Here is a 16,768-nt window from a genome sequence, read left to right on the forward strand (position 1 = left end):
CGCTATCGCGAGCAGGCTCGCACACAGGGATTGAGTACGTCCGGGAACAACTGCTGGGCTGTCAGGCCGTCTCGCGTGTTTTGTGCACGACGCGGATCAACTGTGGGAGCGTGGCTTGCCCGCGATTGGTCCTTCAATCCAGCCAATAACCCGCTGAAAAACCACCCTCCCCCAAACACCGCGAAAAATTCGGACTTCCCCTACAAGCCAAACCGAATCCCCCGGCATCCACCATTGAGCCCCATCGCCAAAGTGCCCCGTTTCCAAGGACCGGGCACAACGCGTGACAAAACTCATCCCCCAGCACCAACTCGCCGGCCAGAGCGGCCAAGTACTCGACAGCCATCAAGCTGCCGATGCTCTTCGTCAGGCCCTGAACTACCCATACGACTTACAAGGCTTCGACGACCTGCTAAATGCCGTAGGGGCCAACCACTCCAACTACATGCAGGCCACCCACCAGCAAAAACTGATTCAGGCCGTGAGCAACGGCGATTGGGTGATGGTCACGCCTCGCGTCAATCTGGATAACAGTGGCGGCTCATGGAATGGATTCAAGACCCAACCCGAACCACCCCCGGCGCAACATCTGGTCGAAGATCACGCCTTCACCCAGCCCAAGCCTGCGGAAACGGGGTTTCACATTGTTGAAAAGCCCATGAGCCTTGAGTCGCTGGAACGCTCGCTGTACGAGAGTTCGCCAAGTGATGCATTACGTCGCGAATTTCGTTCGCTCAATCGTCATCTGGGTGAACACGTGAAACCGGGGCAAATGGTGATTTTCAGCGACTCACGGCATTACATGTGCCGGCGTGAAGAGGCGCAGATGATGATCGCTGCGCAGAAGGTCAATGACGCGCTCAAGGATCTGAGTGATGAAGAGGCTTCGTTCATGATTGAGCACCATGAAGTGATTGAGCCGTTTCTGGAGGTCTCGGCGGGATCGTTGGGTGTGGCGTCGTTCATGATTGGGCAGCATCTGGAGGGTTTGAAAAATGCCCTCAAAGAACTGGAGGAGCTGCATCAGCAACAATATCGCCAGTACCGCAATCTGCATTCGCCAGAGTTTTTTTCCAAGCGTAAACGACTTATGGCGAAGCTTGATGCCAGCCTTGGGTCACTCGTACGCAAAGGCACCGGCATTGCGGATCACCCGAAACTCAAGCGAGCCTTGGGGTTATCAACTCGCAGAACGATTCATCGCTGGGACAAGGCTGGGGCACCAACACAGTTGCCTGGGTACGCAACGAACATTGAGGGTGTCTCACGAGCGGCAAAATATATGAAAGCCGGTGGTTATGTCGGGATTGGTCTGCAGTTAGGCGCATCCAGTTTAAAAATTCATGAGGTCTGCACTACTGGTCGCGAGGATGAATGCAAGCAAATGAAATTTGTTGAGGGCGCAAAAATGGTGGGCGGTACAGCCGGAGCTGTCGCCGGGGGTGCAGCAGGCTCGAAAATAGGCACCGCTGTGTGTGCAAAAGTAAAAGGACTCGGAAAACTCGTTTGTGTACTCGTTGCCGGCGCGGTAGGCGCCACGGGAACCGGAACGCTGATGACCGACGGCGGCGAACTTATTGGGCAAGAACTCTATGAGCATTCTGAATAATGGAACTCACTAGAACAACACTCGCCTGGGTCTGGGGAGCGCTTATCCTGCTGAGCCTTTTCGACGTAGCTATCATTTTTTACGCTGCTCACACAAAACTCGAGGCACTGGAAAAGCATTTCAAGCAACTGGATTCCATATGCGTCAACCGCCTCACGTGGGGCACGGGGCATCATGGAAGAATTTTTCGTCTGGCCGCAATCAGCGCTTTAATCTCGTCAAAAAAAATTCAGCGCCAGGAACCCTTATCAGTTGAAGAAGTGAAACGGTTGCCTAAAAGGCTTAAGCGCTGGGCAGCGTATCCATTTCATATTGCCTATTTCGTTACAGGGGCGGTGGTGGTTCTTTGGCTATATGGGAAATACACCGGCCTACTCAAATGAAGAACCAGCAGCTAATTCGACGACCCCATACGAGTCCCTACATTCATGAATGAAGCCAAAGACATTTTTCTTATCTTAGGTATGGGTATGTTTTATTAATTTTTATCAGCCAAGGGATTCTTTTGTACGCCGCCTTTTTCAAGCTCGATCACATTGAAAAACACTTCAGTTCTTATTGTTGGAGGCGCGCCCGAATCCTATCTTGAGAGTTCATACTTCATCGGCCGCAACCGCCGGGTGTTGGGTGACGGGGTGCTCGATCGACTCTGCCGCTTGACTCACATTTCTTTGATGCTGGCGCCAGATAGCGATTTTGTTTTTGGCAATGATGTGCAGGTGATAAAAGCCGTTAAGACGTTTCCTGGCCATCATCGACGATGGATCGAAATCTCGCAGAGATTTACTGCCTGTTCATTCTTCGGTTTGGTCGCTTTGGGGGCTGGGGAAGGTCACTGGACTACTGGGCTAACACGCAACCGCTTAGACGCAGATCTAGATTTTTGCATCCAGATACTAAAGGCCGCTAAAACGCAAAGTCCTTGAAAGGACTAGCCGCAAGGACGAAAACCCAAGTGGCCGTTGCCGCAGGAATGGATATGTACACCTGAAAGAAATAGGTCGGCTATCAGGCCGCCATCGCAAGCAAGCTCAGCTCCTACATTTGATCGGGGTACACCTGAAAGAAATAGGTCGGCTGTCAGGCCGCCTTCGCGAGCAAGCTCGGCTCCTACAGTTGATCGGGTACACCTGAAAGAAATAGGTCGGCTGTCAGGCCGCCTTCGCGAGCAAGCTCGGCTCCTACAATTGATCGGGTACACCTGAAAGAAATAGATCGGCTATCAGGCCGCCTTCGCGAGCAAGCTCGGCTCCTACAGTTGATCGGGGTACACCTGAAAAAAATAGGTCGGCTATCAGGCCGCCTTCGCGAGCAGGCTCGCTCCCACATTGGGACGGGGTACACCGTCCGCTTCTCACCACTCAACAGGCCGAGCGTTAGCTCGCCTGCAGCTCTTGATCTTGACCTGCCCGCCCCTTCGGGAGGCTGAGTGGAGGTGTTCATCTGGGGGTAGGCGCGCAGCGCCGTTCGACGCAGTCGAACACATCGAGAGGAGGTTGAAGCGAAGCCAACCGGAGGCGATGCCCCCAGATGAATACCGGAACGAAGGAACGCCGAGCCTAAGCGAGGGGCCGGACGCTGGGGCGAAGCCTTTTGGTTCCTTTTTGGCGTTTGAAAAAGGGACTCGCTGTAAGAGCCATCCCTTTCAAGGTCTTTTGACTTTGGCGGCCTTGAGCACCCTATCCGTCGACACGTGGGCATGCACTGCCTTGCCTTCAAGCCACTCCTTGGATTTAGGCACCTTCGGACCTCGTTTGCTTTTAGCGACGGTTTTTGGCGGGACTTTTCTGGCCAGCGCCAGTAAGTGCTGAGCCAGCCCTCCTGCGCGGATTGGGATGGATAAGTGCTCTGGCGGCAAGGCAATCTGCATGCCCTCATAACCACTGCGTACCTGTATCGTCAGGTGGAAAATCGATGCTTCCCAATCTTCAGGTTGGGTCTGGCGATGAGCCTGTTCAACGCTGCGCTTAAGCACCGACAAAATGTTGTAAGCCAACACAGCCGACGCAAACCCCAGCAGGGCTGCCTTAGGGTTGCCCAAGGTTTCGATTTCACTTTCCAGCACCGATTCCAGGCGCTGGAACATCCCTTCGATACTCCAGCGACGACGGTACAAGTCGGCGATTTGTTCAGCGCTGATGGTGTCGGGCAAGTTGCTCCAGAACAACAGCGTGGCGTCGCCTGATTCGGTGGGTTTTTGCAGGCGAAGTTCGACACGCCGCCACTGGCGTCCGCTTTTCACTTCGATGGTTTGCTCGCGCACGTTTCCCGTCGCGACCGCGACAGACTCCTGCCAGTCGCTTTCCTGAAACAGGCGCGGATGCTTACTTGGCTCACGAATAATGAATGAAGCCCCGGCATCTTCGCAGGCCTCCATGACCGGGAGCGTGCAATACAGTCGATCAGCCATCCACAGTTGGCCAGCACTGGCTTTTTCCAGCAACGGCAGCACGCTGACGCGCTCGCTGGCGTAAGCATCTTCGCAGGGCTGAAGGTCGACGACCTGGTCGAGATCAGGGTCGTAAACCACGACCGAAAAACCAGGCCGAGCGGCGCCTCGTTCACGGCGCAAAGCGCCCAAACGTTTTTCGCTGGAAGGCAGGTGGTTACCGTCAACGACTCGCAGTTGCCAGCCAGGCAAAATGGCAGAACAACCCAGCTCTTCAATCGTCGGAGCCAGGCGCTGTGCGCTGCCGATTACCAAGGCACGCAGCAGCGCAGGCTCTGTGCGACTGACCTTGTCATAGAGCGCCGCCAAGCTGACGGGAAGATCATTCATCTGCCGCGCTGCGGCATGCAGCGAAGGCCGCAAACCCAGTGAAACCAAGGACATCAGCTCAACGATAGTCGAAAACAAAAGCTCACGCGGGTACTGCCGTTGACGATGCTCTTCAAACACCTGATCGACCCACTCAGGCGCAATGGCCTGCTCCAACACCAATTTGGCCATGACACTGGCCGGTGCTTTTTTCTCGAACCGCGCTAAAACCTCTGCCCACATCGTCTCGTCGTCCTGACCGGTATTTTTGGGGGATTTTATCAAAGACCTTGAAAGGGATGGCTGTAAGAGCGAAACCATTAGCGGCCGTTACCGCAGGAATGGATATGTACACCTGAAAGAAAATGGTCGGCTGTCAGGCCGCCTTCGCGAGCAAGCTCAGCTCCTACAGTTGATCTGGGGACATCTGAAAAAGCCAGGTCGGGCCGAAGGTCATCATCAGCACCAGCATCAGGGCCAGTAGCCAGTGTGACATCAGCGCCCCAACGTCTGAGGCGTTTGGGATTGGCCTTTGGGCGCGGACGCGCCATCGAGGGAGGCCTTTTCGGCCACGAACTGCCAGTCCTTGTAGCTCGCCATGCCGGTGAAGTCCGACCATTGAGTGGGGAAATCCGCCTGCTTGAGCGGCGTGTCCGTGGAGGGGCTGTTGAGGCCGGTGATGCGTCCGTCGAGCCCGCGCATCAACGTCCATTCGCCACCACCAATCGGGTCCGGGTACAGCTGACGCAGGTGGTGTTTGGGCGATGGAAAACGCTCGTCCTGCAACAGATCCGCCAGATCTTTCGGGTACTGGGCCAGGCCAGGCGAACTGCGGTAATAACTGCGCAAGGCCTGGGCGTATTGAGTACCGACCCACAGCAACTGGCGTTCACGATCACGGCGCGACGCGGTGGACCACAACTGGCCAGCACTGGCCAGGCCCAGGCCCATCAACACAATCAGAAACAGCACGCCCAGGTAAGTGAAACCCGCCTCGTTCGAGGGCTTACCACTCGGAATAAAGGCTGCCATCACGCGCCCTCCCTGTGGCCCCGCTTTTGATATCGGCGACCCCGCCCGGGACGCCGTCAGGTGGCGCTACCAGCACCCAGAGGTCTTTGCGTTCGGCAATCGGGTCCATCGGCGGGTTGCGCAGGTAACGCTGCTCGACCAGCTGTTCGATGGAGTCGGGATAACGCCCGGTGTCGCCGTAGTAGTGATCCAGTGCTTCGCGCATCGCCGACAGGCTCTGGCGCAGCGTGGTCTCTTTCGAGACCTCGAGGCTGTTGAAATAGCGTGGCAAGGCGATGGTCATCAGGGTGGCGATGATTGCCATAACCACCATCAGTTCCAGCAGGGTAAACCCCTTTTCCCGACGCATAATCTCACCACTCCCGGTAGGCGATGCCGTTGAGACCCTTGCCGCGAGCCTTGGAGTAAACGTCAAAGACGTCTTCGCCTTCGCGCGGGTTTTGAGCCGTACTGTCGTAGGAGCGCACGCCCCAGCCGCCTTCGTCGTTACGCTTGACCGGCGCCAGCGGGTCATGGGGCACGCGCCGTAAAAAGAAGAACTTGGCACCCTTGGCGCTGCGTACATCGCGCACACCGTCCACCAGCACTTGCAGGTTCGGCGGGTAACCGCTGCTGTCCAGGGATTTCTCGATGTAGCCGGCGTCGAACGCACGTTTGTAGGCGTCGATGGCATCGCGAATCTGATACAGCGCCGTGCGCAGTTCCTGCTCCTTGCCCCGGCGCACCACGGTCTCGGTCAGCGGCGCAGCCATACCGGCCAGCAGGCCGATCAAGGCCAGCGTCACCACGACTTCGATCAGGGTAAAACCGCGTTGCGAGGCGTTCATGATCAAGGCTTCTCGACGACAACGCGGGTGGACGCAACCGGAGCACCGAGGGTCTCTGTGGGGCTCGTTGAGTCCATCCCACGGTCCGGTGCCTGGATGTGCATGCTGGTTTCAGTGCCGGTGGTGAATTCCATGTCCGACGGGCTCTGGTACGGCAGGTTGCGCACGATCCGCGGCGTGATCGACAGCACCAGCTCCGACTTGCCGACCGTGTCCTTGTTGCTGCCAAACAAGCGGCCAAGACCTGGAATGTCGCCAAGGCCGGGGATTTTGTTACCGGTGGCGCCATGGTCGTCGCGCATCAGGCCGGCGAGGATCTGGGTTTCGCCGTCATGCAGGCGCAACGTGGTCTGGGCGTTGCGGGTGTCGACCTGAACCGGAATCGTGCCCTGGCGGGTCGGCTCCAGTGGCGTGGCGTTACTCACTTCCAGGGCGATTTTGATCGCCACTTCGTTGTTCAGGTGCACGGTCGGCTGTACTTCAAGTTTAAGACCGACATCGAGGTAGGTGACGCTTTCGGTGATCACCGGCCCTTGCGTCGAAGGCACCGAGGTGGCGCTGATGATCGGCACGCGCTGACCAATGTGGATGCGCGCCTGTTCGCGGTTGCTGACGCGAATCACCGGGCTGGCCAGGGTGTTGATGTCGTTGTCCTGGGCGTTGATCTTGGCCTGCGGCGACGGCGAGATGGAGATCCGGCTGGAGTTGATGCCTTTGAGTTGGTCGAGCAGGGTCACGGCCGAGCCATCGCTGTTGACCACGCCGAAGGTGTTCGGCCATTGCAGGCCAAGGTCGAGAATCCGCTGGGTAGCGACTTCCATCACCTCCACTTCCAGCACCACTTCAGGGTTGGACTGGTCCTGCGATTGCAGGAGTTTTTCAGCCATGCGGACAGCGTCTTCAGAGTCGCGCATGGTCAGGGTATTGAGGCGCTCATCGACGAACACGTCGCGGGTCTTGAGCATGGTTTTGATCATGTTCAGCGCGGTGTTGGCATCGATGCTGGTCAGGTAGAAGGTGCGCATCACCAGCTCCTGGTAATCCTTGAGCTTCTGCGGCGAGTCCGGGTAGATCAGCAGGGTGTTTTCGTTCACCACTTTCTGGTGCAGCTGGTTCTGTTGCAGCAGCAGTTCCACGGCGTCTTCGATGCGTAGGTCACGCACGAAGATGGTGGCTTTCATGTCCGGGCGCAGGTCCTTGTCGAAGATGAAATTCAAACCGGCGACCTGCGACAGCACTTCGAAGATGGTTTTCAGGTTGGCATCGCGAAACTCCAGGGTCACCGGCCGATCGAGACGGGTCCGCAGTTGTGGATATGGAACCACGTTGCGGCTTTGCACCAGGCGGACGTTGCTTTGCAGCTCCAGCGCCCCTTCATTCTTCGGGTCCAGTTCGAGGATTTGTTTCACCTGGCGGTCGGCGCCGTAGATGTCACCGCGACGCAGGTCGCCACGCGCCAATTCTAGTTTTTCATCGAGACTGCGCATGTGATCGAGCTGGCGCAGCGAGTCCTGGGCACGACGGTTGTTCGGTTCGATGGTCAACACCCGGCCGAAAGCCTGGCGGGCAGAAGCGAAATCACGCTGGGCGCGATCCATGTCGCCCTGGGTCAACAGCGCCGTCACTGCACGGGCACGGCCGCTGTTCAGGGCCAGGTGCAGCTCGGTGTTGCGAGGGTTTTCCTTCAGCCCTTCCTCGATGCGGGCCAGGCCGGCTTCGTACTGTCCCGACTCCATCAGGTCGGTCGACTCTTTCTTGGCAACCTGCGCCGAACTGCACGCGGCCAGTCCTGCACAAAGGCAAAGGTTCATCAGCAAACGGGATCTGTTCATTGCGTGCTCCCCACAGACAAAGTCTGAGACAAATGCAGAGGCAGGTAGACAAAGCTGAGTTCCTCGTCGGAAATCCCCTCGATCCGCCAGGTGTCGTCGATCACATCCCCTTTGCGCACGACGTATATTTTTTCGCCGCTCTGCAAAAACACTTGCAGGTCGGAACGGTCATTCAGCTTGCCAATGAACTGGAAAGGCATCGGTGGTGCAGTGGGGACTTGCACGACCGGGGTCAGGTTGGCGGATTGTTCGGTGACGGTGGCGAGCTGCTGCGCAGACGTCCAGCTGCGGGCGGCGAACAGGTCGCCAGTCGGGCTCAGGTCCTTGACCACTGCCGGAGTTTTACCGGCGGACGCGGCAGGCAGTGCACCGCGGATGTTGCTTTTAGCCGGGGCGGCCACGGCGGCCACCGAAGCATCGCCCTCCTCGGACGACGACGTGAAGTATTCAGGCCCCCAGGTCAGCGCCGCCGCCACGCCGAAGAACGCCACCCAACCCACTGCGCGTTTGGTATTCATCATGACCTCGACAGGTAAAGGGTCATGCGGATCCGCCCGGTCAGGTCGGTGTCGGCGATTTTTTTACGCTGGAACTCCACGTCCTCCACCACCACCGCCGGCAACTGGCCGAGCAAGGCATGCAGGAAGCGCCGCAGTTGCGGGTAGCTGCCGCGCACCGGCAGCAGAATCTGATAACGGGCCAGGTGCGTCTTGGGGTCGATGCCCAGGGAATATTCACCGCGCGCCAGGGTGATGTGCTCCTGAGCCGCCAGCGCGTAAATCTTGTCGATGGCCACGGTGGCCTGCGGCTGGGACGGCAACTTGCTGCGGAAGTCGTCGAGCTGACGTTGCGGCACCACCGGCGCGGCGATACTGCCGTCTTCGACTTTGGCCAGGTATTCGCCGGCTTCGCGCGTCTGCTGGCTGAGTGTTTGCAGCGACTGCCAGTCCGGCATCAGGCCCACCAGGCCATATACCAACGCCAGCATCAACATCGCCAGCCCTGCCACACCGGGAATGCCCAAGCCTTGCAGGTATTCGTGGACGATCAATCTAGGGATTTGCATCGCCAATCTCCCAGCTAGCCGACAGGTTGAATTGCACCGGGTGTTCCGGCACGTTGGCGACGATTTCATGGCTGAGCAGCGAGACATCGGACAGCTCGTCGCTGGCTTCGAGGCTGCGGTGGAAATCGAGCATGGCTTCCAGGTTCCGCGCCTCGGCGCTGATCCGCACCTGGCCTTTGCGGGCATCCGGGGTCAGGGTCAGCAAGGCAATGTCGTCCCGGGGCATGGCTTCGAGCATGGCGAACAGACGCTCCCATGGCCGGCGCAATTGCTGGGACACCTTGCGCATCTCGGCCAGGTTGTGCGCCTGTTCGCGGGTTTCGGCCGGGGTCAGGCTGACTTTGCCGCCCGTGTCGCCGGTGAGTACGCGCTGAGTGGTTTGCAAGTGGCCTTGTTGTTGCGCGGCTTGTTCGCTGAGGTGCTGCTGAACCAGCACACAGGTCAGCGTCAGCACCAAGCCACCGGCCAGCAGGCTCCAGCCCAATGGGCCCGAGCGGCGGCGCGGCTGGAAGTCGAGCATCAGGGCGCGCATGTCAGGCCACCGCCCGGGACATGACATACAAGCCATCGCGTACGGATGTCCGTTCTTCTTCGAGGGTGCGCAAGTGCACACCGGGTACGTCAGGATGCGAATCAATGCGTGCCGGCGCGTGCAGGTAAACGTTCAGCGGCTGCTCGCTGGTGGACACCTGCAATTGGTTTTCACGTCCGATCAATGCCGTCAGCGCGGCGTCGCTGTCGCTGCTGCCCACCGAACGCACCGATGCCCAGCGCCCTTCCCGCGCCAGCAACAACACACTGCGCACCGGCTCGGCGACCACGAACAGGAAGTCGCCGGCGTCGAAGCTTTTATCGAAGTGATTGAACGCCGCCATCAGGTACGGCTGCACCGACCGCAGGCGCAGGCCACGCGCAGTGACCAGCGTACGCAGATGCATCAGCAAGTCTTGCGGCAGCGCGGTGGCGACCCGGTCGTAGCCCGCCGGTTCAGCCGACAGCACCATGTTCCAGCGTTGAGTCGGTACGCCGTAAAGGTCTTCGAAACACAGTTGGGCAAACCCGAGCAATTCGGCAGGGCTGCTGATTTGTTCGCTCCAGGGCACGAGACAGAAGCGGCTGAAGTGCCCGGAGATCACCACACTCAATTCGGCACCGGGACGGGTGTGTTCGCCCAGCAGACGGTCGAGGGTTTCCAGCGCCACGGCCCAGGCATGAAAGCCTTCGTCGATAAAGCCGACGCTGCCTAGCCACAGGGTTTCACTGCCACGACGCTGGCCCAGACCGACACCACTGGCGCCGAGCACGGCGACAAAACGATCACGCGATAAAAGTGACACGATTGATCTCCTCGAGCGTGGTCCGCCCCTCTGCAACCAGCTCCAGTGCCGACTCGCGCAACAGGCGCAAGCCACGGCTGCAAGCCAGGGCTTTGATTTTCGAAATGGGTTGGCGCTCGACGATCATCTGCCGCAGCTCGTCGTCCAGGTGCAGCAGCTCGGCAATCGCCGTACGCCCGCGGTAACCGGTGCCCCGGCAGTGGCCGCAGCCCTTGCCGTGGACGAAGTGGTAGTGATCGACCTGTTGCGGGTCGAGGCCCGAGAGGCGCAATTCTTCATCGCTCGGGTAAGCCGGCGCGCTGCAACTGGTGCACACCAGTCGGATCAAGCGCTGGGCCAGCACGGCATTGAGTGCCGAAACGAGGCTGTAAGGGTCGATTTCCATCTGGGTGAAACGGCCGATCACGTCGAACACGTTGTTGGCGTGAATGGTGGTGAACACCAGGTGCCCGGTGAGCGCCGATTGCACGGCGATCTGCGCGGTGTCGGGGTCGCGGATTTCACCGACCATGATCTTGTCCGGGTCATGGCGCAGGATCGAGCGCAAACCACGGGCGAAGGTCAGGCCTTTCTTTTCGTTGACCGGGATTTGCAGCACACCCGGCAGTTGGTACTCCACCGGGTCTTCAATGGTGATGATCTTTTCCACGCCGTGGTTGATCTCGGTGATCATCGCGTACAGCGTGGTGGTTTTGCCGCTACCGGTGGGGCCGGTCACCAGCACCATGCCGTAAGGTTCGGCTGCCAGCCGACGCAGATGGCGCAGGGTTTCTTCTTCGAAGCCCAGGGCTTGCAACTGCACGCCGCAGACCTTGTCGGCCAGGTCCTGTTTGTCGAGGACCCGCAGCACCGCGTCTTCGCCGAAAATGCTCGGCATGATCGACACCCGAAAGTCGATCTGCCGGCCGCTGATGCCGATCTTGAAGCGTCCATCCTGGGGCACGCGTTTTTCGCCAATGTCCAGTTCGGCCATGACTTTGACCCGGGAAATCACCTGCTCGGCGAACTCGCTGCCCTGGATTTTGCTGATGTTGTTCAGCACGCCATCGATCCGGTACTTGATCACCAGACCGCTGCCGGTGGTGCCCAGATGGATATCGCTGGCGTGCATTTTCAGCGCGTCGTAGAGGGTCGAGTTGACCAGTTTGACGACGACGCTGGCGTCTTCGCTGATGCTGGTCAGGGACAGGCTTTGCAGGGTATCGATTTCGACATTGGCGTCGGCCTGGGCATTGAGCGATTCCACGGCGTGGAAGCTCTCTTCGTGGCGTGCCAGGTAGGCTTTCAGGTCGTCGGCATGCACCAGGTACAGCGGCGCGCCGTGCAGGCAGTCATCGATCCAGGCCAGGCGAGTCGTGTCGAAAGGGTCGGCAAACACGCCAATGACCGCATCGTCGTGACGCAGCAGGATGAATTCACGTTTGAGGCATTGGGCCAGGGTGACCCGGTCGAACACCGGGGTGGCTGTGAACAGGCTGTCGGTGTCGAGCACCGGATAATGCAGGGTCGCGCCGAGGCACTGGATGAAGGGCATGGGGGCCAGTTCGCACAACCCCCCGAGGGCTTCCAGTACCCGTTCGCCGGAACTGGCGGCCAGGGAGCGTGCCTGGGCCAGTTGCTCACTGGAAAAGCGAGACGGTACACAGTCCAACAGCGCCGGTTCGACGGCAAGGGATAGACGGTCCATGGCATGCTCTCCAACGCCGGGGGCTTTGAGCCCTGTCGACGCGGCAGGCCATTGCGGCGGATGCCGGAACGTCTTGTCGCGCCACTACTCCCCGGTGAGCAATTGTTCGTCGTCTGGTGCCTTGGAGGTCGATGTACTTCGTCGACGATCTGCCAGCACCCAACTGCCGTCGTACAACTGCAGCGGGAAACTCTCGGTCCTGCTCTGGCGTCGTTCGACAAAACCTTCGCAATGGCTCATGCCTGCTTTGGGTTCGCGCTCCATCCCCAGAAGGTCGCAGACTGCTCGGGCCAATTCCGCCAATGGAAACGGTTTGAACAGGATATGGCTGACTCCCAGTTGCCGGGCCCGCTCACAGACTTCAGCGGTTGGGTGCCCGGTAATCAGCACAAAATGACACTTCCTGTTCTGGCGGACAGCATCGAGCACCTCAAAGCCTTCCATGTCGGGCAAGCGGTAATCGAACACCATCACATCGGGTGAAAAACTTTCGGCTTCGCCGATTGCCCTGGCACCGTCGTGAGCTATCCGGACGTCCAGCGCTTGCGCCTGAAGGTAATCCTTGAGGTTTTCGGCAAGGAGCTGTTCGTCTTCGACAACCAGTACTTTGTTTAACAAGGTCGACTCCTTGAAACCGCAGGTCCGATGTTCCAGCTCTGGGAGTACGCGCCTTCACTGAGGCTAACGCACACTTCATGCCAGGCTGAGCGCCGGTTTTTTAACCATTGTATGTATTTGATTTTCATGAAAAAAACCATTTCGTCCAGGAACCCTGTCCCCCAAAGGCGGGGAAGCGCTCGGAGGTGTCTTGAAGCTTTTCCCCATTATTGGGGGGGAACCTTCAATCATCGTCAATCCGTTCAATTCGATTGCTCGATCGCAGCTGCGCCAGAACCTGTAGACGAGCCTGAGCCTGTTGCTGTCGGGCAAGGTAAGCCCGGACCATTTCAAGCCCTTGCACCTCTGAGACATCGGTCGCCTCCAAGTGGTTCTGTAGGTCAATCAAATGCCAGCCCAACGCTGTACGCACCGGTGTACTGACAGTCCCCGGTGCCAAGGCAAAGGCCGCTGCTTCGAATTCAGGCATCATCCGTCCACGAGGAAAATAGCCCAGATCACCGCCGTCGCTGGCGGAAGCATCTTCGGAACCGGCCCGGGCTACGCTGGCAAAGTCCTCACCCTGACTGATTTTCACACGCATCTCCTCTAAGCGTAGCCGGGCTGCTTCAACTGCGGCGGCATCCGCGCCTTGAGGCACTTTGATCAGGATGTGCCGTGCCTGGATTTGTTCCGGCCGGCTCATCTCGGCGCGATGCTCTTCATAGAACGCACGGACTTGTTTTTCGTCAGGCCCGGCGACCTGCGTAAGGTCGGCAAACACTTGCTGGGCCGCGAGCTCACGGCGGGTGTACTCGGTGTAACCGACTTCGTCGAAACCGGCGTCTTCCAGGCGTCGGGTGAAGACGTCGGCACCGCCCATGGCTTGCCTAGTCTGATCGACCTGACTTTGCACCACCGCGTCACTGATCACCACCCCGCGCTTGACGGCTTCCTGCCACAGCAATTCTTTGTCAATCAAGGCTGTCAGTGCCGCCTGACGCAATTGCTTGTAGGCCTTGGGGTTGCGGATGCTGCCCACCGCCCGGCCCTGATCCTCCAGGTATTCGGCGAAATAGCGCTCCAGGCGGTACTCGGAAATTTCCTCGCCATTGACCCGCGCGGCGGCCGGGCCATTGCTGCAGAACGCCACGGGAACCCACAGCGTGAGCAGGAGCAACAGAGTCTTGAGCGGCATGATCGAGACCTCCAGTCAGGGTGTAGCGGCAATGGGTTTGTAGGGCGCGACCAGATAAAAGCGCTGGTTGGGCAAGTCCACGGTGACGATATGCGCGCCGCTCAAGCCCAGGCGGCGGCCCGGACCGAAGCTGATCAACGGGGTCAGCCCGGTATCGAAGTCATGCAGGCCTTCCAGCGCATTGATGAGTTTCTCGCGGCTGGCGTCGCGCCCGGCCTGCTTCATGCCTTCGCTGAGCAGCAGCATCGAACTGAACGCGCCGACTTGCAGCACCGCATGCTGGCCGCCGAGCCCCTGGCGTTCGCGCAGCTGGGTCAGGGCCAGGCGTCCGGCCAGCGTCCAGTCACTGGGCACGAACGGATAAGCCAGAAACACCCGCCGGGAAAAACCACTGGGCACCTGCAACAGTTCACCCGCCACCTGGTTCGACGCAGCGAACAGATAAGGCACCTGCCCCGCCGTCTGCAAGCGCTCGGCGAGACGACTGAAGCCGCCGCCGCTGCCCAGGTAAAACACCGACCGCGAACCCAGTGGCAGTTCGTCCTGCGCCGAGTCGTAGGCTTTCAGACTGACCTGTTGCCAGGCGTGATCTTGCAAGTACTGGCCGAGGCTCAGCGCCGCCAGCCGTTGACCGGGCTCGTCCGGGTAGGTGATCAGCGTCGGTCCCTGGAGCACCCGCAAATTGTCGGTGGCGTAATTGGCCAGGGCGATCAGTTGCTCGCGCAAACCCGGCAGCGGTTCAAAAATCTGCCGACTGACCTGCGCTGTGCCGAGCAACGACAGCGGTCCGATCAGCGGAATGCCGGCCCGTTCCAGGCGCGCAGCCAGGTCCGAGTCCAGTGCCGGTACCAGTGGCGCGATCAGGGCGAACACCTGTTCCTGCTCGATCAATTGATCCAGCGCCTGCTCGGCACTGGCACGGTCCGGGCCCGGATCGACGATGGTCAGGCGCAACTGCCGGCCATGAATCCCGCCCGCTTCGTTGATTCGCGCCACGCTGCCCTGGAGCACCGCCGCCACCGTGGCGCCCTCCTCGCTCAACGGCCCCTGGCTTGGCAACAACGTGCCCAGGTGCAGACTGTCGGGGGTCAGGCCGGGGTCACGGTCCTCGGCCAGGCGTTTGAGGTAGGCCGTGAGGTTGCGCTGATCATTCATCGACAGGACAAAGCGCGGCATCGCCGGGTCGAGCCGATTGTTGCCCGGGTCACGCCCTTCCTGGATGGCCCACGCCAACGTGCTTTCGGTATACGCCGGGTGCGCACGGCCATTGATTTGCTGCTGACCGTAGTTGCTGGTGAGCCGCGACCAGCTGAGATCCGGCGGTCGCACCCCGCCTTCGGGCCGCCCCAAGCCATCGGCGCCGTGGCAGTTGGCGCACGGCAGGCTGGTGGCCGGCAACAGAATACTCGCCGCCCCGACCCGCGCCATGATCGGCTCACCACTGCCGGAAACACCCTCGCGATACAGCCGTTTACCGGCGCTTTCGCTGGGGTTCAGCGGCAACGCGTTGGCGGCGAAAGGAATGCCGCCGAGCAGTAGCAGGCCGAGGATGAGTGAGGTTTTCATGGCGCAGGCTCAACGACCGGCCACGGGCATTGTCAGCAACTGCAAGCGCTGGGCAATGGCGGCGGCCGGGGCATCGGGACGGATTTTGCTCCAGCGTTTGTTGGCCACGTCACCCACGATCAGTTGTGTTGAATGCTGCTCGGGGGTCGGCACGATCTGGCCGATGCGGCCCAGGACCAGGTCCATTTGTGCCTTGTCGCCGGTAAGAAAAAGCCAGTGGGGCTCATCGACGCCCTGCTTCAAGGTGTAAGCCTTGAGTACCGCCGGGGTGTCCCGCAGCGGATCACTGGTAAGGGAGATAAAAGTGATGCCGTCCGCCTTGTCGCCCAGCAACTCACGCACGTCCTTGAGCTTGCGGGTGATCAGCGGACAAGCATCGTTGCAGCGGGTGAAAATCACGTTCAACAGCACCACGCCGTTCTGGTCCTGCAACGGCGTGTCGGTGAACCAGGTTTTCGCATCGCGCGTGCCAGTGCCCGTCACCCTGCCCGGTTGTGCGACAGCCACTGCGGATGCCGGCTCTTCGTGCCCTTCGTGGGCCAACGCCAGCGAACTGAACATGCAAAAACACACCATCAGGGTGATCCAGTCTCGGGCTCTCATGGCTGCTGCTCCATCGCGATGGCCGTGTGCTTGGCGTGGACGTTGCGCTGCCCGCTGAGTTTCTCCACTTCACGGGCCAGCACCGTCGGGTCGGTGAAGCCGTAATAGCGGGTCCAGTGGCGGCTGTTGCCGTCACCCACCAGAATCAGTGGCTGATGGTTTTTGAAGTCCCCGCTGAAGGTGCCCAGTCCCTTGAGGGTTTCGTTGATCGACTGCGAGCTGCCGGTCAGCCAGCTCCAGCCCGGGCCGTTCTGGAAGTGGCGGGCGTAGTCGTTCAGGCGTTTGGCGTCATCGCGCTGCGGGTCGATGCTGATCGACACCAGTTGCACCTCGCCGCCGACCCGGGCACCCAGCTGTTTTTGCACCTTGCCCATGATCGACGACACCACCGGGCAAACCGTGGTGCAACGGGTGTAGATGAAGCTCATGACCACAATCTTGTTGGTCACCAGGTCTTTTTCCAGGCGCACCGCTTTGCCGTTCTGGTCCACCAGCGCCACGTCGGCGAATTTGACCTGGGCGCTTTCCGAACGGGCGCTTTTGGCCGGCATTTCGTGACCGGCGTGTTCATCCGCCGAGTGGGCCAGGGCCTGGCCGATGCCGGCGGCCAACAGGCCGAACGTCAGCAGTCCACGGTGTGCGAATCGGTTCATGTT

At 59.8% G+C, this 16,768-nt stretch carries 18 protein-coding genes; 3 read left to right on the forward strand and 15 right to left on the reverse strand.

The window, feature by feature from the left end:
• The first annotated feature begins 283 nt into the window (after nucleotides 1-283).
• From ACYZTW_RS21675 to ACYZTW_RS21685, 3 genes are all read left to right on the forward strand, one after another.
• Nucleotides 284-1,609, forward strand: a complete 1,326-nt coding sequence (locus ACYZTW_RS21675) for a hypothetical protein (RefSeq protein ID WP_462001739.1) — start codon at nucleotides 284-286, stop codon at nucleotides 1,607-1,609.
• Entirely contained in the window at nucleotides 1,609-1,992 is a 384-nt protein-coding gene (locus tag ACYZTW_RS21680; protein ID WP_129443244.1) for a hypothetical protein, read from the forward strand. Before ACYZTW_RS21675 ends, ACYZTW_RS21680 begins: the two co-directional genes overlap by 1 nt.
• 153 nt (nucleotides 1,993-2,145) lie before the next feature.
• Nucleotides 2,146-2,535 carry a hypothetical protein gene (locus ACYZTW_RS21685; RefSeq protein ID WP_462001740.1) on the forward strand — a complete coding sequence of 130 codons (390 nt, stop codon included), beginning with the start codon at nucleotides 2,146-2,148 and terminating at the stop codon, nucleotides 2,533-2,535.
• A 719-nt stretch (nucleotides 2,536-3,254) separates the two neighbouring features.
• Here ACYZTW_RS21685 and ACYZTW_RS21690 read toward each other — a convergent pair.
• From ACYZTW_RS21690 to ACYZTW_RS21760, 15 genes are all read right to left on the reverse strand, one after another.
• Nucleotides 3,255-4,559: an IS4 family transposase gene (locus ACYZTW_RS21690; protein ID WP_462005703.1), complete on the reverse strand. Its 1,305-nt coding sequence runs from the start codon at nucleotides 4,557-4,559 to the stop codon at nucleotides 3,255-3,257.
• 303 nt (nucleotides 4,560-4,862) lie between these two features.
• Nucleotides 4,863-5,399 (reverse strand): type II secretion system protein, encoded by a 537-nt coding sequence (locus ACYZTW_RS21695; RefSeq protein ID WP_462001741.1) that lies wholly within the window; start codon nucleotides 5,397-5,399, stop codon nucleotides 4,863-4,865.
• A complete protein-coding gene (locus tag ACYZTW_RS21700; protein ID WP_056746582.1) occupies nucleotides 5,374-5,748 on the reverse strand; it encodes a type II secretion system protein in 375 nt (124 codons plus the stop codon). The genes ACYZTW_RS21695 and ACYZTW_RS21700 overlap by 26 nt, the downstream gene beginning before the upstream one ends.
• A gap of 4 nt (nucleotides 5,749-5,752) precedes the next feature.
• Complete coding sequence (locus ACYZTW_RS21705) at nucleotides 5,753-6,226, reverse strand: type II secretion system protein (RefSeq protein ID WP_462001742.1); 474 nt, start codon at nucleotides 6,224-6,226, stop codon at nucleotides 5,753-5,755.
• Nucleotides 6,227-6,228: 2 nt separating this feature from the next.
• On the reverse strand, nucleotides 6,229-8,058 hold the full coding sequence (locus ACYZTW_RS21710) for a secretin N-terminal domain-containing protein (protein WP_462001743.1): 1,830 nt from the start codon (nucleotides 8,056-8,058) through the stop codon (nucleotides 6,229-6,231).
• On the reverse strand, nucleotides 8,055-8,576 hold the full coding sequence (locus tag ACYZTW_RS21715; RefSeq protein WP_462005816.1) for a hypothetical protein: 522 nt from the start codon (nucleotides 8,574-8,576) through the stop codon (nucleotides 8,055-8,057). Before ACYZTW_RS21715 ends, ACYZTW_RS21710 begins: the two co-directional genes overlap by 4 nt.
• The gene (locus ACYZTW_RS21720) at nucleotides 8,576-9,124 is read right to left on the reverse strand and encodes a GspMb/PilO family protein (RefSeq protein ID WP_462001744.1); all 549 of its coding nucleotides are present in this window, start codon (nucleotides 9,122-9,124) and stop codon (nucleotides 8,576-8,578) included. The genes ACYZTW_RS21715 and ACYZTW_RS21720 overlap by 1 nt, the downstream gene beginning before the upstream one ends.
• The gene (locus ACYZTW_RS21725) at nucleotides 9,111-9,656 is read right to left on the reverse strand and encodes a pilus assembly protein (RefSeq protein ID WP_462001745.1); all 546 of its coding nucleotides are present in this window, start codon (nucleotides 9,654-9,656) and stop codon (nucleotides 9,111-9,113) included. The genes ACYZTW_RS21720 and ACYZTW_RS21725 overlap by 14 nt, the downstream gene beginning before the upstream one ends.
• A 1-nt stretch (nucleotide 9,657) precedes the next feature.
• Nucleotides 9,658-10,461, reverse strand: a complete 804-nt coding sequence (locus tag ACYZTW_RS21730; protein WP_462001746.1) for a hypothetical protein — start codon at nucleotides 10,459-10,461, stop codon at nucleotides 9,658-9,660.
• A complete protein-coding gene (locus ACYZTW_RS21735; protein ID WP_462001747.1) occupies nucleotides 10,442-12,148 on the reverse strand; it encodes a GspE/PulE family protein in 1,707 nt (568 codons plus the stop codon). The genes ACYZTW_RS21730 and ACYZTW_RS21735 overlap by 20 nt, the downstream gene beginning before the upstream one ends.
• A gap of 84 nt (nucleotides 12,149-12,232) precedes the next feature.
• Nucleotides 12,233-12,766 (reverse strand): response regulator, encoded by a 534-nt coding sequence (locus ACYZTW_RS21740; RefSeq protein ID WP_462001748.1) that lies wholly within the window; start codon nucleotides 12,764-12,766, stop codon nucleotides 12,233-12,235.
• A gap of 223 nt (nucleotides 12,767-12,989) precedes the next feature.
• Complete coding sequence (locus ACYZTW_RS21745) at nucleotides 12,990-13,943, reverse strand: peptidylprolyl isomerase (RefSeq protein WP_462001749.1); 954 nt, start codon at nucleotides 13,941-13,943, stop codon at nucleotides 12,990-12,992.
• Nucleotides 13,944-13,958: 15 nt separating this feature from the next.
• A complete protein-coding gene (locus ACYZTW_RS21750) occupies nucleotides 13,959-15,509 on the reverse strand; it encodes a cytochrome c/ABC transporter substrate-binding protein (RefSeq protein ID WP_462001750.1) in 1,551 nt (516 codons plus the stop codon).
• Nucleotides 15,510-15,518: 9 nt separating this feature from the next.
• Nucleotides 15,519-16,112, reverse strand: coding sequence for an SCO family protein (locus ACYZTW_RS21755; protein ID WP_462001751.1), 594 nt, complete (start codon nucleotides 16,110-16,112; stop codon nucleotides 15,519-15,521).
• Nucleotides 16,109-16,765, reverse strand: a complete 657-nt coding sequence (locus ACYZTW_RS21760) for an SCO family protein (RefSeq protein ID WP_462001752.1) — start codon at nucleotides 16,763-16,765, stop codon at nucleotides 16,109-16,111. The genes ACYZTW_RS21755 and ACYZTW_RS21760 overlap by 4 nt, the downstream gene beginning before the upstream one ends.
• Between the last annotated feature and the right edge of the window lie 3 nt (nucleotides 16,766-16,768).

The sequence above is a fragment of the Pseudomonas sp. LB3P25 genome, from assembly GCF_054897985.1.

Coding starts and splice junctions, on each gene's coding strand:
- ACYZTW_RS21680 (WP_129443244.1), top strand. CDS start 1,609: ATGGAACTCACTAGAACAACACTCGCCTGGGTCTGGGGAGCGCTTATC.
- ACYZTW_RS21690 (WP_462005703.1), bottom strand. CDS start 4,559: ATGGCCAAATTGGTGTTGGAGCAGGCCATTGCGCCTGAGTGGGTCGAT.
- ACYZTW_RS21695 (WP_462001741.1), bottom strand. CDS start 5,399: ATGGCAGCCTTTATTCCGAGTGGTAAGCCCTCGAACGAGGCGGGTTTC.
- ACYZTW_RS21700 (WP_056746582.1), bottom strand. CDS start 5,748: ATGCGTCGGGAAAAGGGGTTTACCCTGCTGGAACTGATGGTGGTTATG.
- ACYZTW_RS21705 (WP_462001742.1), bottom strand. CDS start 6,226: ATGAACGCCTCGCAACGCGGTTTTACCCTGATCGAAGTCGTGGTGACG.
- ACYZTW_RS21710 (WP_462001743.1), bottom strand. CDS start 8,058: ATGAACAGATCCCGTTTGCTGATGAACCTTTGCCTTTGTGCAGGACTG.
- ACYZTW_RS21715 (WP_462005816.1), bottom strand. CDS start 8,576: ATGAATACCAAACGCGCAGTGGGTTGGGTGGCGTTCTTCGGCGTGGCG.
- ACYZTW_RS21720 (WP_462001744.1), bottom strand. CDS start 9,124: ATGCAAATCCCTAGATTGATCGTCCACGAATACCTGCAAGGCTTGGGC.
- ACYZTW_RS21725 (WP_462001745.1), bottom strand. CDS start 9,656: ATGCGCGCCCTGATGCTCGACTTCCAGCCGCGCCGCCGCTCGGGCCCA.
- ACYZTW_RS21735 (WP_462001747.1), bottom strand. CDS start 12,148: ATGGACCGTCTATCCCTTGCCGTCGAACCGGCGCTGTTGGACTGTGTA.
- ACYZTW_RS21745 (WP_462001749.1), bottom strand. CDS start 13,943: ATGCCGCTCAAGACTCTGTTGCTCCTGCTCACGCTGTGGGTTCCCGTG.
- ACYZTW_RS21750 (WP_462001750.1), bottom strand. CDS start 15,509: ATGAAAACCTCACTCATCCTCGGCCTGCTACTGCTCGGCGGCATTCCT.
- ACYZTW_RS21755 (WP_462001751.1), bottom strand. CDS start 16,112: ATGAGAGCCCGAGACTGGATCACCCTGATGGTGTGTTTTTGCATGTTC.
- ACYZTW_RS21760 (WP_462001752.1), bottom strand. CDS start 16,765: ATGAACCGATTCGCACACCGTGGACTGCTGACGTTCGGCCTGTTGGCC.